The organism is Bradyrhizobium guangdongense (assembly GCF_004114975.1).
GTDB lineage: Bacteria > Pseudomonadota > Alphaproteobacteria > Rhizobiales > Xanthobacteraceae > Bradyrhizobium > Bradyrhizobium guangdongense.
In genome coordinates, this window is sequence record NZ_CP030051.1 from 5,191,282 (window position 1) to 5,206,277 (window position 14,996).

Annotated in this window: 14 protein-coding genes; 6 read left to right on the forward strand and 8 right to left on the reverse strand. The window is 62.8% G+C overall.

Going from position 1 to position 14,996, the window contains the following annotated elements; translation table 11 throughout:
- Positions 1-337: 337 nt before the first annotated feature.
- From X265_RS24950 to X265_RS24970, 5 genes are all read right to left on the reverse strand, one after another.
- Positions 338-1,510 (reverse strand): fumarylacetoacetate hydrolase family protein, encoded by a 1,173-nt coding sequence (locus X265_RS24950; protein WP_128967217.1) that lies wholly within the window; start codon positions 1,508-1,510, stop codon positions 338-340.
- Between the two features lie 114 nt (positions 1,511-1,624).
- Positions 1,625-2,602 carry a HEAT repeat domain-containing protein gene (locus X265_RS24955; protein ID WP_164938776.1) on the reverse strand — a complete coding sequence of 326 codons (978 nt, stop codon included), beginning with the start codon at positions 2,600-2,602 and terminating at the stop codon, positions 1,625-1,627.
- A gap of 2 nt (positions 2,603-2,604) precedes the next feature.
- Positions 2,605-2,838, reverse strand: a complete 234-nt coding sequence (locus X265_RS24960) for a 4Fe-4S dicluster domain-containing protein (protein ID WP_045011595.1) — start codon at positions 2,836-2,838, stop codon at positions 2,605-2,607.
- A 31-nt stretch (positions 2,839-2,869) separates the two neighbouring features.
- Entirely contained in the window at positions 2,870-4,612 is a 1,743-nt protein-coding gene (locus X265_RS24965; protein WP_128967219.1) for a fumarate reductase/succinate dehydrogenase flavoprotein subunit, read from the reverse strand.
- Positions 4,613-4,715: 103 nt separating this feature from the next.
- The gene (locus X265_RS24970) at positions 4,716-5,489 is read right to left on the reverse strand and encodes a ferredoxin--NADP reductase (RefSeq protein ID WP_128969395.1); all 774 of its coding nucleotides are present in this window, start codon (positions 5,487-5,489) and stop codon (positions 4,716-4,718) included.
- A gap of 193 nt (positions 5,490-5,682) precedes the next feature.
- Here X265_RS24970 and X265_RS24975 point away from each other — a divergent pair, with 193 nt between their 5' ends.
- The 5 genes from X265_RS24975 (at position 5,683) to X265_RS24995 (ending at position 10,219) form a co-directional block, all read left to right on the forward strand.
- Entirely contained in the window at positions 5,683-5,988 is a 306-nt protein-coding gene (locus X265_RS24975) for a gamma-butyrobetaine hydroxylase-like domain-containing protein (RefSeq protein ID WP_128967220.1), read from the forward strand.
- Between the two features lie 74 nt (positions 5,989-6,062).
- On the forward strand, positions 6,063-6,836 hold the full coding sequence (locus X265_RS24980) for a Crp/Fnr family transcriptional regulator (protein ID WP_128967221.1): 774 nt from the start codon (positions 6,063-6,065) through the stop codon (positions 6,834-6,836).
- A 181-nt stretch (positions 6,837-7,017) separates the two neighbouring features.
- A complete protein-coding gene (locus X265_RS24985) occupies positions 7,018-8,439 on the forward strand; it encodes an ABC transporter substrate-binding protein (RefSeq protein ID WP_164938777.1) in 1,422 nt (473 codons plus the stop codon).
- Positions 8,436-9,350, forward strand: coding sequence for an ABC transporter permease (locus X265_RS24990; protein ID WP_128967223.1), 915 nt, complete (start codon positions 8,436-8,438; stop codon positions 9,348-9,350). Before X265_RS24985 ends, X265_RS24990 begins: the two co-directional genes overlap by 4 nt.
- Entirely contained in the window at positions 9,347-10,219 is an 873-nt protein-coding gene (locus X265_RS24995; protein WP_164938778.1) for an ABC transporter ATP-binding protein, read from the forward strand. The genes X265_RS24990 and X265_RS24995 overlap by 4 nt, the downstream gene beginning before the upstream one ends.
- A 50-nt stretch (positions 10,220-10,269) precedes the next feature.
- On the opposite strand, the gene X265_RS25000 is transcribed toward X265_RS24995, so the two are convergent.
- Together X265_RS25000 and X265_RS25005 are read right to left on the reverse strand one after the other, a co-directional pair.
- Positions 10,270-11,328, reverse strand: coding sequence for a YeiH family protein (locus X265_RS25000; RefSeq protein WP_128967225.1), 1,059 nt, complete (start codon positions 11,326-11,328; stop codon positions 10,270-10,272).
- A 130-nt stretch (positions 11,329-11,458) separates the two neighbouring features.
- The gene (locus X265_RS25005; protein ID WP_128967226.1) at positions 11,459-11,677 is read right to left on the reverse strand and encodes a hypothetical protein; all 219 of its coding nucleotides are present in this window, start codon (positions 11,675-11,677) and stop codon (positions 11,459-11,461) included.
- Positions 11,678-11,942: 265 nt separating this feature from the next.
- On the opposite strand from X265_RS25005, the gene X265_RS25010 reads away from it, so the two are divergent.
- Positions 11,943-13,853, forward strand: a complete 1,911-nt coding sequence (locus X265_RS25010) for a flavin-containing monooxygenase (RefSeq protein ID WP_128967227.1) — start codon at positions 11,943-11,945, stop codon at positions 13,851-13,853.
- 17 nt (positions 13,854-13,870) lie between these two features.
- On the opposite strand, the gene ald is transcribed toward X265_RS25010, so the two are convergent.
- Entirely contained in the window at positions 13,871-14,986 is a 1,116-nt protein-coding gene (gene ald, locus X265_RS25015) for an alanine dehydrogenase (RefSeq protein ID WP_128967228.1), read from the reverse strand.
- Positions 14,987-14,996 lie beyond the last annotated feature (10 nt).

Below are 14,996 nucleotides of genomic sequence, written 5' to 3' on the forward strand. Positions count from 1 at the left end.
CGAATAGCACTATTTCACGGAAGAATGGTTCCGTATAGTCATATTATTTGACTATTTGGATGAATGATGGGGACCTGCACGCTAGGCGGCGAGACTACACGCCGTGCGCGATTTTGTTCCATAGATGCAACGCGAAGATGAAAGAGAATTTATCGGGTGGTCGCCGGCGCGAACGCGTGCATTCGTCGTGCCCGGCCTGTCCCGCCTGCGCGGCCGAAACCTTTTCGGTGAGGCGAAGTCCCGGCATCCACACTCTTGGTACTGGGGCAAAACGTGGATGGCCGGGACGAGTGTTTCGCCCCGCCATGAACACGAAGCGCGCGGAGAAGCCAAGAAGCTAAATCAGCTTCCGCTGGGCGAGGTTCTTCATCAGCGCACCGATCCCGAAGGTCCAGGGCTCGCACTCGTCGCTGCTGCGCATGCGGTTGACGAGCTTGCCGAGCTGAGGCGCGGCGATGGTGACGATGTCATCGCGCTTGTGAGTGAAGCCCTGCCCCGGCGCATCGCGATCCTTGACAGGTGCGAACATCGTGCCGAGGAACAGCACAAAGCCATCAGGATATTGATGGATCTTGCCGATGGTCTGCGCGACGAGATCGGTGGGATCACGGCTGATCTTGCTGATCGAGGAGTGGCCGTCGAGCACAAAGCCGTCCGTGCCCGTCACGTTAAGGCTGATGTCGAGCTTGCGCGCGTCGTCGAGCGTGAACGTGTCGTCGAACAGCCGCAGCAGCGGTCCGATCGCGCAGGAGGCGTTGTTGTCCTTGGCCTTCGACAGCAGCAGCGCCGAGCGGCCCTCGAAGTCGCGCAAATTGACGTCATTGCCGAGCGCGCCGCCGACGATCTTGCCGCGGCTCGAGACGAACAGCACCAGTTCCGGCTCGGGATTGTTCCAGGTTGACTTGGGGTGCAGCCCGGCATCCATGCCCGTGCCGACCGAAGACATGGTCGGCGCCTTGGTAAAGACTTCGGCGTCGGGCCCGATCCCGACCTCGAGATACTGGCTCCAGGCGTTCTGATCGATCAGCACTTGCTTCAGGTGCATCGCCTGGTCCGAGCCCGGCTTGAGCTTTGACAGATCGTCGCCGATCAGTCGCGTGACTTCTTTCCGGATCGCTTCGGCGGAGGCCGGATTGCCCTTGGCCCGCTCCTCGATGACGCGTTCCAGCATCGAGATCGCGAAAGTGACACCGGCGGCCTTCAGGGTCTGGAGATCGACGGGTGCGAGTAGCCAGGGCTTGTTCGGATCGCGCCCGTCGGGCGCCGTATTGGCGAGGATGGCTTCGAGATCGCCGATGCGTTCGCCTTTGACTGAACTAAGCGCCTTGGCCGGATTGTCCTCTTCGCAGAGCGCGCTGACGGTCGGAAACTGTGCAGTGACGTCGAACACGCCCTCGGCGCGTACGGCAACGACGGCGGGACCGTTCGCCTGCGGCAGCCAGACACGACCGACCAGCGTTCCCTTCGTTCCATCCTCGGGGAGAAGGTCTTTAACCATCAAAGTCGTCATGGCCGGCGTCCTCGCTGTTTCTCGGACCGGACGCTTTCGCAAGCCGCCGATCCCGTTGGCGAAGACCAATAAACGTCTGGCGGGGGAAGTCCAGAGCAGCAGGATGCGCTGGTGCTATGTCCCTGCCCGCGCCTTTCGCGCCGCGATCTGCTGCAACGCCCAGCGCGCGTTCTTGCGAACATCCGGATCGGCATCGTCGGCGATGACGGCCAGGAACGCCTCGCCGTCGGGATGGGCGATCTCGCCGAGGGCTGCGGCCGCCTCTTTTCTCAAATTGGCCTGGTCGTGATTGATGCAATTGCCGATCGGGCGCACCGCGCGCTCGACTTTCATCCGGCCGAGGCTACGGATCGCCTTCAGCCGCACCTGCCAGAATTCGTCGACAAGGCATGCGATGAGCTGGTCCGCCGCGATCATGCCGTTGACATTGAGGCTCAGCGTTTCCGCGGCCATCTCCCGCACCATCCAGTCGCTGTCCTTCAGCGCGCGTGTAATCGTCTCGGCTGCGGGCTTCATCTGCGAGAACGCCAGCGCGCTGACCGCGGCACGGCGCACATGGGCATCGGGATCGTTGATCAGTGCGGTCAGCGCGGGAATGGATTCCTCCAGCTTGAGGAAGCCGATGACGCCGATCGCCTGCACGCGCACGGCGGCATCCGGATCCTGCAGCGCTTCGAGCGCCGGCTTCAGCGTATCCTTGGACCGCAATTCCTTCAGCGCCCGCAGCGCCCCCATGCGGACGAAGGCGTGGGCATGCTTGACCAGCGGCAGGATGATTTCGGCGCAGGCGGGATCCTTGAACTCGGCCATGCTGTCGGCCGCGGCTGCAGCCACGATTCTCTCTGGGTCGACCAGCAGCTTCACCAGCGCGCTTGCGGCTTCCGCCCCGTCGAACTCGCCCAGCGCCATCGCGACCTGCTGGCGTACGCCGGCATGGGGGTCGGCGACCATGTTGGCGAGATGCGCGACCGCAGCAGGGTCGCCGGAATGGCCGAGCGCGATGATGGCGACGCGGCGCTCGGCGGGGTCGGCGGCCTGCAGCCGCTCGTCGGCGTCTTCGAGATCATCGTAGGATTCGAACGGACTCGACATTCTCACCTCAACAGATAGGGAATGTTGACGGTGACGGCGCCGGTCGGGCAATCGGCCTCGCAAGGCATGCAGTACCAGCACTCGTCATAGGCCATATAGGCCTTGCCGCTCATGTCGCTGATGCGGAGCACGTCGAGTGGGCAGACGTCGACGCAGACGGTGCAGCCTTTGTCGGCAATGCATTTGGCGTCGTCGACGACCACCGGAACCGATGTCTGATAGGACGCGAGAGGCATTTGATGTCTCCTGTTGCTGTGCTCTGGTGGATCAGGCGGTGGCGCGGATGCGCTGCTTGTCGTAGAGGTCCCTCTCGTCGTCTGCGATCGGCACGACGTAAGGCTCCACCGCGCGCTTCTCGCTGGTCATCTTGCCGTTCTGCTTGCTGAGCAGCGTGTGGCAGAACCAGTTCTCGTTGTCCTTCTCCGGGAAATCGGTACGCCAGTGATAGAGGCCCCAGCGGCTCTCCTCGCGATAGAGCGAGGCGTGCACCGCCATGTCGGCGCAGTCCATGATCGACTGCACCTCCAGAGCGCGGAGCAGCTCGTGGGCGTTGCGCGCGATCATGCGTTCCTGCATGTCCTCCCGTGCTTCGGCAAGACGCCGCATGCCGAGCTCGTACTTGCGCGTGACCTTCGGCGGCTGGAGATAGTCGTTCACGAGGCGGCGAGTCTTGTATTCGACCTGGTTCGGCGGGATGCCGTCCTCACGCTTGGTCGGCGCCATGACGCGATCACGCTCCATCGCGACGTCGGCGGCGTCGAACTCCGCAAAATCGTGGCTATCGGCGAATTCCATCGCGTCAATACCGGCGACTGAGCCGTTGGTGAAGGCTCCGAGCATATAATTGTGTGGCACGCTCGCCATGTCGCCGGCCGCGTAGAGGCCGGGCACGGTTGTGCGGGCATTGTCGTCGACGAACACGCCGGAAGCGCTGTGGCCGGAGCAGAAACCGATCTCGGAGATGTGCATCTCGATCGATTCGCTGCGATAGTCGACGCCGCGCCCCTGCTGGAACAGCCCGCGCGTGGGCCGCTCCACCTTATGCAGCGTAGATTCGATTTCGGAGATGGTGTCGGGATGGAGATGCTTGAGTTGCAGGAACACCGGACCTTTGCCTGACAGCAGCTCGTTGTAGAACTCCAGCATCATCTGGCCGGACCAGTAGTCGCATTCGATGAAGCGGGAGCCTTCGTTGTTGGCCGTGAAGGCGCCGAAGGGACCGGCGACATAGGCGCAGGCCGGACCGTTATAATCCTTGATCAGCGGATTGATTTGGTAGCATTCGAGGTTCGCGAGCGCCGCACCGGCGTGATAGGCCATCGCGTAGCCATCGCCGGAATTGGCCGCATTCTCGTAGGTGCCGAACATGTAGCCGGACGTCGGCAGACCCAGCCGGCCGGCGGCGCCCATGCAGAGGATCACGGCCTTGGCCTTGATCACCAGGATTTCGGCGGTGCGGGTGTTGACGGAGATGGCGCCGGCGATGCGGCCGTCCGACGATTTCAGCAGCCGCGTCGCCATGTAGCGGTTGGAGATCAGGATGCGGGCACGACGGAGCTGGCGATAGAGCGCCTTCTTCACGGTCTCGCCGTTCGGCATCGGCAGCACATAGGTGCCGATGTGGTGCACCTTCTTGACGGCGTAATCGCCGTTCTCGTTCTTCAGGAAGCGGATGCCGAAGCTGTCGAGCTCCTCGATGATTTTGTAGCAGTTCTGCGCGTATTTATAGACAGCCTTCTGATCGACGATGCCGTCATTGGCGATGGTAATTTCCTTGGTGTATTGCTCCGGCGTCGCATAGCCGGGAATGACGGCGTTGTTCAGCCCGTCCATGCCCATCGAGATCGCGCCGGAGCGCTTGACGTTGGCCTTTTCGAGCAGGACGACGTTGGCTTTGGGATTTTTCAGCTTCGCCTTCAGCGCCGCCATCGGGCCGGCCGTCCCGCCGCCGATCACAAGCACGTCGCAGGAAACCTCCGAAAGTCCGTCGACGATCTGATCTAGTGCCATCGCTTGCTCCTGGTTCGCCGAGTCTTCGGCGCCTTTGGGTCAGATTTGTTCAGGAGGCGAGCCGGCGATAGCAATTAGTTGTCGCCGGAACGCGATTTGCGGCTCAGCGCTCGACGAAAGCCTTCTCGATCACGAAATGGCCGGGCTGACTGTGACTGCCCTCGACGAAACCACGGGCCGAAAACATCGTGTGCAGTTCCTCGAGCATCGCCGGGCTGCCGCACAGCATGATGCGGTCGGTCTCGATATCGAGGCCGGATTGCCCGAGATCGTCGAACAGCTGGTTGGAGGCGATCAGGTCGGTGATGCGGCCGCGATTGCGGAACGGCTCGCGGGTGACGGTCGGGTAATAGACCAGCTTGTCGCGGATCAAGGGGCCAAAGAATTCGTGATTGCGCAGTCCCTCGACGACGTGCTCACCATAGGCAAGCTCGGAGACCTGGCGGCAGCCATGGGCGAGCACGATGGTTTCGTAGTTTTCATAGACGTCGGGATCCTTGATCAGGCTGGCGAAGGGCGCGAGGCCAGTGCCGGTCGAGAGCAGCAGCAGGCGTTTGCCCGGAGTGAGATTGCCGGTGATCAGCGTGCCCGTCGCCTTGCGGCCGACCAGGATGATGTCGCCTTCCCTGATCTTCTGCAGGCGCGAGGTCAGCGGGCCATCCTGCACCTTGATCGAGAAGAACTCGAGCGCCTCCTCGTGATTGGCGCTCGCCATGCTGTAGGCCCGCATCAACGGCTTGCCCTCCACTTCGAGGCCGATCATCGCGAACTGGCCGTTCTGGAAACGAAAGCCGGGATCACGCGTCGCGGTGAAGCTGAACAGGGACTGGGTCCAGTGCCGGACCGACAAAACCGTTTCCTTCTGAAATGCGCTCATCATCTCTCCTTCTCGATGACGTCAAGGTCACGGAGAGGGAAGAGTCCGGCAATTCGGAAGTGAAATTCCTGGTCGATTAGTTTCACATTTCGCCGGCAGCGATCGAAGTGAAGGCACGCCGTCATGCCCGCGCCGGCAATTAGTTGCTATTCGCGTACGTCCCGCCGCCATAGATAGAAGCCGGAGGTTCGTCATGACCATGACTGCATTGGTTGCACCGACCGTGGCCGACTACGAAGCGAGCGCCGATCTCGCCGCGCTCCTCGTCCGCACGACGCATGACGATGCGCTGAGCGTCCCCGCCGAGAGGCTTCGCCTCTCCTGCAAATGCGCCCACTGCACCCGCGCCCGCTTCGATGGCCGCTTCCCCGAAACGTTTCCCGGCATAGCCATCACCGAGATCGGCGATCTCGGCTACGGGCTGAACATCTCGTTTTCGGACGGACATAACCGGGGAATTTACCCAAAACCGTATCTGCTGAGCCTGGCGGGGCGGTAAGCACCCGTTTGCCCACGTATCTGGCACGGACATTGCTCCTCTTTAGAACGGTTTGAACGTTCCGGAGGCAGACGATGTTGCAGGCGGCGAGTGTGGTTCGCGGGACTCTCCCCCCGGTGGTCCGGCCTGCGGGCAGTTCCTCGCTGTTGCTCACCGAGAACCAGCAATGGATCGGCGGTCCACCGCCGCTGATGGACAAGCTTAACCCGCGCGAGCGGGAGCTCGTGCTCAAGCAGGGCCGGCGCAAGGTCCTCAACCGGGGCCAGACGCTGTTCAGCCAGGGCGGCAGGCACGACGGCATCTGGTTGATCGAAAGCGGCCGTATCCGCGTGTTCTACACTTCCCCGCAGGGACGCGAGATCACGCTCGCTTATTGGCATGTCGGCAACTTCGTCGGTGGGCCCGAAGTGTTCGAGGGCACCGTGCATCAATGGTCCGGCGTCGCATCCAGCAATTGCAGTGTCGTGCACCTGCCAGGAAAGGAGCTGCGGTCGCTTGCCGCGGAGATCCCGAATCTCGCGATCGGCCTGATTGAAGGCCTGACCTTCAAGGGCAAGTGCTATTCGGCACTGGCGCAAATGCTCGGAACGCGCTCGATCACGCAGCGCCTGGCGCATCTGCTCCTGCATCTCGTCGAGCTCTACGGCGTCCCGGACGCCGACGGCCGCGTCATCGCGGCGGCTTTCACTCATGCCGACATCGCCCACATGGTCGGCGCCACAAGGCAATGGGTCACGATCAGCCTGAAGCGCATGCAGGAAAAAGGAATCGTACTGACCAGGCGGTCGCAGATCGTGGTCTGCCGGACCGACGTGCTGGAGGAGATGCGCGGCCACGCATCCGACTGAGGAAGTTTGCGAGCAAGGTCGGTGCACAGGCAAGCGGCTTTATAGTGCAGGACTGCTCAAGGAGTATGCAATCAGCTTTTCCCGGCAACTAATCGACTACCGCGGTCATTCCGGATTTGCCCTGTCCGGGCCCTGCTCCAATCATGGCAACCACAGCACATCCAACCGAATGAGGATGAGAATGGCCCGCCATCTTCCCACGCTCTCGATCGCGATGTCGGTGACATCGCTGGCGCTAATCCTCGTGCAGCCGGCCTCGGCGGAAACCGTCACGCTCGGCATCGGGACGCAGGACACCACGACCAACACGGTGACCGCGGGCGTCGTCATCCGCCAGCTTCATCTGCTCGAGAAATATCTGCCGACGTCAGGCAAGTACGCCAACATCAAGTTCGAGCTCGAATGGCAGAACTTTACGTCGGGTCCGCCCGTCACCAACGCGATGATGGCGAACAAGCTGCAGATCGGCATGATGGGCGACTACCCGCTGATCGTGAACGGCTTCACCTTTGAGAGCAATCCCGAAAGCAAGAGCCGGCTGATCGGCATCGCTGCCTACAGCCTCGAAGGCTCCGGCAACGGCATCGTCGTTCACAAAGATTCGCCCTACTACGATCTTGCCGATCTCAAGGGCAAGCTCGTCAGCGTGCCGTTCGGCTCCGCCGCGCACGGCATGGTCCTCAAGGCCATGCAGGACCGCGGCTATGGGAGCGACTTCTTCCAGCTCGTCAGCCAGAGCCCTGAAGTCGGCTCGACCAATCTCCAGGAGAAGAAGATCGACGCACACGCCGACTTCGTGCCCTTCGCAGAGCTGCTGCCGTTCCGCGGTTTTGCGCGAAAGATCTTCGACGGCGTCGAGACCAATCTGCCGACCTTTCATGGCATCGTGGTCCGCACCGACTTCGCCGAGAAATACCCTGAAGTCGTCGTCGCCTACTTCAAGGCGCTGATCGCCGCCAACCAGTGGCTGCGCGAGGATCCCAAGCTCGCGGCCGAAAAGATCCAGGAATGGACCGGCATCAACAAGGAGGTCGTTTACATCTTCCTCGGGCCCGGTGGCAACATGACCACCGATCCGACCGTCAAGCCGGCGTTGGTCGATGCAGCGACCGCCGACGTCAAGGTGCTGCAGAATCTCGGCCGCATGAAGGAGTTCGATCCCAAGAAGTGGGTCGACGACAGCTATATCCGGAAGGCCTATTCCGAGATGAAGCTGGACTATGACGCGCAGCTTGGGAGCACCAAGAACTACGAAATCACAGGCCAAGACACCTTCTGCAAGAAGCCGATCACCGATCCGCGCAAGGCCGGCGAGGTCTGGATCGACGACACAGGCATCATGCCATTTTCCTCCGCCGCCTGCACGCTCGGCGCTTATGCCGACTACAAGGCCAAAGGCAAGAAGATCAACGTCGCCTATGTCTTCGACACTACGCGCGGCATTAAGCTGTTCGCCGACCAGGCCTTCTTCGCAGTCGGCAATGGCGACGTCGCGCCGTTCCTGCTCAAGAAGGACGCGGAGGCCTATGCCGCCAAGATCAGCGGCAAGGTGCTCGGCTTCGACGACGCGGTGAAGACGGCAGCCAGCGGAGGAAAGACGTGAGCAGCCCTGCCCTCGTCAGACATCCCGAGGACAACATGCCGGCCACAGCAGCACTTCCAGAGGCGGTCCCCCAGCCCGCGGTCACAGCGCCCGCAACACCCACTTCATTCGCCACGCTCGCGCTGCGCTGGTACCGGCTGAACCAGGGGCGGCTGCGCGCCACCGCGATCGGCGTGATCTCGCTGCTCGCTTTCCTCCTGGTCTGGCACCTGCTCACGACGTATCGTGTCGTGTTCTTCGTGCGCTTCACCAATGTGCCCTCGCCGCTCGCAGTCTACGCAAGCTTCACCAAGGCGATCCACGACCCGCACTTTCTGATGCACATCGTGCTGAGCTGCCGACGCATCTTCATCGGTTTCTCGCTTGCGGCGATCGTCGGCGTACCGCTCGGCCTGATCATGGGACGCTTCAAGCTGGTGCACGAGGTCGTCTTCCCGGTCGCTGAGGTGCTGCGGCCGATCCCGGCGATCGCCTGGGTGCCGATGGCGATCATGCTTTGGCCGACCAACGAGCAGAGCATCGTCTTCATTACCTTCCTCGGATCGTTCTTCCCGATCCTGGTCAACACGCTGCACGGCATGTCGCTGGTCGATCCCGTGCTGGTGCGCGCCGCGCAATGCCTTGGCGCGCGTGAGCGATCGATCTTCCGGGAGGTGTATTTTCCCGCCTCGCTGCCGCACATCTTCACCGGCCTCACCGTGGGCATGGGTGTCGCGTGGGTCTCGCTGATCGCCGCCGAGATGATCTCGGGCCAATACGGCATCGGCTACTTCACCTGGGAAGCCTATTCGCTGGTTCAATATGCCGACATCGCGCTCGGCATGATCGCGATCGGCGTGCTTGGCCTCGGATCGAGCCTGCTGATCCGAGGCGCGGGACATCTGGTGATGCCGTGGAGGTCGACGAGATGAGTGAGGTTCTGGCGAGCGAACCAAAGGGCCATATCCAGGTCAGGAACTTCTCCCTCAGCTATGACAGCATCGAGGGACCGGTGCAGGCCGTCACCGATACCCAGATCCACGTGAACCCCGGCGAGTTCGTCTCGATCGTCGGCCCTTCCGGCTGCGGGAAATCGACGCTGCTCAACGCAGTCGCGGGCTTCCTCGAGCCCACCACCGGCCTCGTCACCGTCGACGGCGAGCGTGTGAGCGGCCCCAGCGCCGAACGCGGCATGGTGTTCCAGCAATATTCGCTGTTTCCCTGGAAGACGGTGCGGGAGAACGTCGAGTTCGGCCTCAAGATGCGCGGAATGCCGCGCTCCCAGCGTGAGCGCGCCGCGCGCACATTGCTCGGACTCGCTGGGCTCGAAGCATTCGAGAAGCACTATCCGGAAAAGCTCTCAGGCGGCATGAAGCAGCGGGTCGGCATCGTCAGGGCGCTCGCCACTGGACCAAAGGTTCTGCTGCTCGACGAGCCATTCGGTGCGCTAGACGCGCAGACGCGGGTCATCATGCAGCAGATCCTCACCAACATGTGGCAGCGGCTGAAGATCTCGGTGCTGTTCGTCACCCATGATATCGATGAAGCGATCTTCCTCTCCGACCGCGTCTACTGCATGACCGCCCGCCCCGGCTCGATCAAGGCTGAGATTCCGATTCCCCTGGAGCGGCCACGGCAGCAATCGATGATGATGTCGTCGGAATTCCTGGCGCTGCGCCGCGGGCTGATGTCGCTGATCCGTGAGGAAAGCCTGAAGGCGATGGGCGGCGAGATCAACGACATGGGCATGCAGGGATTGAACATCGAGTTGCATGGCCATTCGCTGGCGGATGTGATCTGATCCTTACTTCCCTTCTCCCACAAGGGAAGAGGAAGAGGAGTCCGCATTTCTCACTTGAACCAGTGCACCAGCGCGATGCTGATGCCGAGCAGCAGCATCAGGGACAGCGTCACCGCCGCTGTCACCCTGCCCCCGACATTCGCAAGCACGCGCACGTCGACGCCGAGACCAAGCGCGGCCATCGACACCACCGTGAGGAAGGTCGTGATCTTCGTCACCGGCCCCACCACGGTCGCCGGCACAATCTCGAGGGAGCGCAGTGTCGCCAGCGCGAGAAAGCCGAGGATGAACCAGGGCACCAGGCGAAAGAAGCCAATATTGGTCTTCTTGGAATCGGCCTGCCAGCGTGCGGCGACAAGGGACAGGCCGACGACGACGGGCCCGAGCATCAAGACGCGCATCAGCTTCACGAGCGTGCCGATCTGCGTGGAAATCAGACCTGCCGGCACGGTCGCCGCCAGCACCTGAGGCACGGCATAAACGGTGAGGCCTGCGAGGATGCCGTATTGCGTCGCCGTCAGTTGCAGCAGCGGGATCAGCAGCGGCAGGCCCAGCACCATCATCACTCCGAGGATCGCAGTGAAGGAGATCGAGGAAGCGATCTCGTCGTTATTGGCGCCGATGATCGGCGCGACGGCCGCGATCGCCGAGTTGCCGCAGATCGAGTTGCCACAGGCAATCAGGATCGACAGCCGGGTCGAGAGCCCGAGCATCCGGCTGAGTCCGAAGGAGACGCAGAGCGCGATGACGACCACCGCCGCAATCGAAGCCAGCAGCGCGACGCCGGAGGCCGCGATGGCGGCAAAGCTGATCGAGGCGCCGAGCAGCATGACCGCAACTTCAAGGAGCTGCTTGGCGCTGAAGGCGATCCCGGCCTGCCAGCGCGGCGCCGGCCTCCAGAAACTACGCACGGCCATCCCAAGCAGGATCGCCATCACCAGCGCCTCGATATAAGGATGCTCAAAGACCCCGAGTTCGGCCCTTTCCAGCAGGGCCGAGACACCGGCGACCGCCATACAGAGGAGGATGCCGGGAATCAGCGCGACCACGCGGCTGACAGCGGTAGCGGGCTTGGCGTCGGCCGGGCTGGATGCTTGATTCTGCGACACAAATCTCTCCCTGAGGAGAAAGATTTATACGCAGCACTCTTCCATTGGGGAATAAGTTTTCGACATATCAGGGCCGAGGGAAGTTTGATCCTCGGCCTGGAATAATCCGGCTCAGACCGGCAGGTCGGTCTTAGAAGAGCAAGTTCTTGGCGAGCGAGGCCACGTGGCTGAAGCCGTCATAGACGCCCGGCTCAAAGAACGCGGCCCGCGCGAGCACGATGGCGGCGACGAGCGACCAGAACAGGCCGGTGCCGGCCCGCAGCAGGAGCTTGGACGCACGCGACCGCGGCTGGGTGTCCGTTGCGGACACCAACTGCTCGCCGAAAGGCTCAAATCCGGTGCGTTCCATAGCCGTCAATCCATCAAATCCTGACAGGAATGTCGTCGTTCCGCACCTAAACGGCAATGGAAACGATTGGCGTTTTTGCTCTTCGGAAGGGAAACTCCTTCCGTGAGACGATGCCGGGGCGATAGTTTTCTTCTTCGGCCCTATTGGAGCGCCGGAAACCCTGCATAGACGATCCGGGACTCCTCAACTACCTTGCCGAGCCGCACGTCCCTCGTTCGCCCACCTGGATCGAACGCTTGGGATCCCCGGAGATCAGAAGAAGACGATGAATATCGTATCTCCACACAAGCCCCTCGACCTCGCCTCGGCCATCGCAGAGGCCGACATCCGCTGCCTCCTCATGGTGCTGGTGCACATGACTGGCGAGGCGCGCTGGCTCGAGCCGCCCTATCTGCCCAAGCGCGACATCCGCCTCATCCCCGATCCCGAAGCCGGCGTGCCTCGCGAGATCCAGGACGAGATCCGCGCTGCGGTCGTCAGGCTGTTTGCCGACGGCACGCCGACGCCGGCGATCACTAATCCCGGCGAAGAGCTGCTCCTGAAGATGATGCGGGCCTGCCTCGGCGAAAACGTCGCGCCGGAATATGCGCCGCTGATGCGGGAGGAGATGGGCTTCGTGCCGCGCGAGGCGCGCTGGACCACGCGGCCGCCCGACGAGAAGCTCGCGGACCAACATGTTCTCATCGTCGGCGCCGGCGTATGCGCCATCGCGCTCGGTGTGGCGCTCGGCCATCTCGGCATCCCCTACACCATCGTCGAGAAGAACGCCGAGCTCGGCGGCACCTGGTGGATCAATCGCTATCCCGGTTGCGGCGTCGACACGCCGAACCATTCCTATTCCTACTCCTTTGGCTCGGGTCATGCATGGACGCGCTATTTCTGCCAGCGCGAGGAGCTGCTCGGCTATCTTCAGAAGGTCGCGGAGGAATACGGCATCCGCAAGCATCTGCGCGTGAATACCGAACTGACGTCCTCGCGCTGGGAAGAAGGCAAGCGGCGCTGGATATCGACGCTGAAGACGACGGACGGCGAAGAGACTTTCGAATCCACCGCGCTGGTCTCGGCCATCGGTCAACTCAACGATCCCTCACGCGCACGCTTCAAGGGTGAAGAGAACTTCCAAGGCACGATCCTGCACTCGGCGCTGTGGTCGGAGGACATCGAGCTCGACGGCAAACATGTCGCCGTGATCGGCACCGGCGCGACATCGATGCAGCTGGTGCCGTCGATTGCCGGCCGCGTCGCCTCGGTGACGGTCTATCAGCGCAGCGCGCAATGGGCGCGGCCGGTGAAAGGCTATGCCGATCCGATCAGCGACGGCGCGCGCTGGCTGCTCGCCCATCTGCCGTTCTATGTGCAGTGGTACCGTTTCAACATGTTCTGGCGTTACGGCGATGGTCTCTTGCCATTCCTCCGCAAGGATCCGGCCTGGCCGCATCCGGAGCGCGCGGTCAACAAGGGCAACGACCGGCACCGCCAGGAGCTGACCGACTTCATTCTGTCGGAGCTGCAGGGCCGGCCCGACCTGATCGAGAAATGCGTGCCGACCTATCCGCCCTATGGCAAGCGCATTCTGCTCGACAACGCCTGGTTCAAGACCTTGAGGCGGGACAATGTCGAACTGGTCACCGATGCGCTCGACCATGTCGACGAGAGCGGTATCGTCACAGCCGACGGCACGCACCGCCCCGCTGACATCATCGTGGTCGCCACCGGCTTCAAGGTCACCGAGATGGCGGCGCGCCTCAACATCAGCGGCTGCGATGGCAAGGATTTGCGCCAAGCCTGGGCCAACGACAATCCGACGGCGTTCCTCGGACTCACCGTGCCCGGTTTTCCGAACTTCTTCTGCATGCTCGGTCCGAACTCCGGGCCGGCGCACGGCGGCAGTGTCATCTTCCAGTCGGAATGCCAGAGCCGCTATATCTCGGCTTGCCTCGTCAGCATGATCGAGCAGGACATCGCTGCGATCGACGTTCGCCCTGATGTGCTCGACGACTACGTCCGCAGGGTCGATGCAGAGCACGAGGCCATGATCTGGACCCACAAGGGCATGAGCACCTATTACCGCAACCGCAGCGGCCGCGTGTTCTCGGCGATGCCGTGGCGGTTCGTGGACTATTGGCGCATGACGCACGACCCGGACATGCGGCAGTACAAGCTGACCAAGGCGTAAATCTCAGCGCATCCTCACTACGCCGCCAGCCCGCTCCCAACAGGCGCGAACTCCATACCGAGGCTCTCCGCCACCGCCTTGTTGGTGATGCGGCCGCGGTGGACGTTCAGACCGTTGCGCAGGTGCGGATTTTCCAGCACCGCGGAAAAACCCTTACCCGCGAGCATCAGGCCGAATGGCAGCGTCGCGTTGTTCAGCGCCTGGCTCGAGGTTACCGGCACCGCCCCCGGCATGTTGGCGACGCAATAATGCACGACGCCGTCGACCTCGTAGGTTGGCGCTGCATGCGTGGTCGCATGCGAGGTCTCGAAGCAGCCGCCCTGATCGATCGCGACGTCGACCAGCACCGCGCCCGGCCGGATCGATTTGAGCATCGCACGCGTGATCAGCTTCGGCGCACTGGCGCCCGGCACCAGTACGGCACCGATGACGACGTCGGCGGCGAACACCTCTTCCTCGACCGACTCGATCGTCGAGAAGCGCGTGCGCACGCGTCCGGTGAAAAGATCGTCCAGTTCGCGCAGGCGCGGAATCGAACGATCGATCACCGTGACCTCGGCGCCAAAGCCAGCGGCCATGCGTGCGGCCTGCGTTCCCACGACGCCACCGCCGAGAACGACGACGCGTGCCGGCTGCACGCCGGGTACGCCGCCGAGCAACAAGCCGCGACCGCCAGCCGATCGCTTGAGCGCGGCGCCGGCGGCCTCGATGGCGAGGCGGCCGGCGACTTCGCTCATCGGCGCTAGCAGGGGGAGGTGGCCGGCCGCGTCGGTGACGGTTTCATAGGCGATCGCAGTACAGCCTGACGCGAGCAGGCCCTTGGCCTGATCAGGGTCTGGCGCGAGATGGAGGTAGGTAAACAGAATCTGGCTTTCGCGGAGCTGCGCCCATTCACTCTGCTGCGGTTCCTTCACCTTCACGATCATGTCGGATTTAGCGAAGATGTCGCGCGCGCTAGCGGCGATGGAGGCTCCCGCCCGCTGGTACACCTCGTCGGAGGCGCCGATGCCATTGCCGGCGCCGGTCTCGACCGTCACCTGGTGCCCGGCTGCGACATATTCGCGAACAGCCCCCGGGGTGAGCCCGACGCGATATTCCTGGACCTTGATCTCCTTGGGCACACCGATGCGCATTCTTGGGCTC